The following is a 1,407-nucleotide window of genomic DNA, read 5'->3' as shown; positions in this document are numbered from 1 at the left end:
AACAGATTCTTCAAAATGGAGAGTTTGATCCTGGCTCAGGATGAACGCTGGCGGTCTGCTTAACACATGCAAGTCGAACGGAATCCTTCGGGATTTAGTGGCGGACGGGTGAGTAACACGTAAGAACCTGCCTCTAGGACGGGGACAACAGTTGGAAACGACTGCTAAACCCGGATGAGCCGAAAGGTAAAAGATTTATCGCCTAGAGAGGGGCTTGCGTCTGATTAGCTAGTTGGTAAGGTAAAGGCTTACCAAGGCGACGATCAGTAGCTGGTCTGAGAGGATGATCAGCCACACTGGGACTGAGACACGGCCCAGACTCCTACGGGAGGCAGCAGTGGGGAATTTTCCGCAATGGGCGAAAGCCTGACGGAGCAAGACCGCGTGGGGGAGGAAGGTTCTTGGATTGTCAACCCCTTTTCTCAGGGAAGAAGAAAGTGACGGTACCTGAGGAATAAGCATCGGCTAACTCCGTGCCAGCAGCCGCGGTAATACGGAGGATGCAAGCGTTATCCGGAATGATTGGGCGTAAAGAGTCCGTAGGTAGCCCCTCAAGTCTGCTGTTAAAGAGCGAGGCTTAACTTCGTAAAGGCAGTGGAAACTGGGGAGCTAGAGTATAGTAGGGGCAGAGGGAATTCCTGGTGTAGCGGTGAAATGCGTAGAGATCAGGAAGAACACCGGTGGCGAAAGCGCTCTGCTGGGCTATAACTGACACTGAGGGACGAAAGCTAGGGGAGCGAATGGGATTAGATACCCCAGTAGTCCTAGCGGTAAACGATGGAAACTAGGTGTTGCCTGTATCGACCCGGGCAGTGCCGGAGCAAACGCGTTAAGTTTCCCGCCTGGGGAGTACGCACGCAAGTGTGAAACTCAAAGGAATTGACGGGGGCCCGCACAAGCGGTGGAGTATGTGGTTTAATTCGATGCAACGCGAAGAACCTTACCAGGACTTGACATCTCTGGAATCTTGATGAAAGTTGAGAGTGCCTTAGGGAACCAGAAGACAGGTGCTGCATGGCTGTCGTCAGCTCGTGTCGTGAGATGTTGGGTTAAGTCCCGCAACGAGCGCAACCCTCGTCGTTAGTTGCCATCATTAAGTTGGGAACTCTAGCGAGACTGCCGGTGACAAACCGGAGGAAGGTGAGGATGACGTCAAGTCAGCATGGCCCTTACGTCCTGGGCGACACACGTACTACAATGCGAAGGACAGAGAGCAGCCAACCCGCGAGGGCGAGCGAATCTCAGAAACCTTGGCACAGTTCAGATTGCAGGCTGCAACTCGCCTGCATGAAGGAGGAATCGCTAGTAATCGCAGGTCAGCATACTGCGGTGAATCCGTTCCCGGGCCTTGTACACACCGCCCGTCACACCATGGAAGTGAGCCACGCCCGAAGTCATTACTCTAAC

The 1,407-nt window shown here is 53.7% G+C and carries 1 rRNA gene; it reads left to right on the top strand.

The window, feature by feature from the left end:
* Positions 1 to 12: 12 nt before the first annotated feature.
* Positions 13 to 1,407 (top strand): 16S ribosomal RNA (locus PL8927_RS27740); the annotation flags it as partial.

This window comes from Planktothrix serta PCC 8927 (assembly GCF_900010725.2).
Taxonomy (GTDB): domain Bacteria; phylum Cyanobacteriota; class Cyanobacteriia; order Cyanobacteriales; family Microcoleaceae; genus Planktothrix; species Planktothrix serta.
This window is presented reverse-complemented; position numbering and strand designations above follow the sequence as displayed.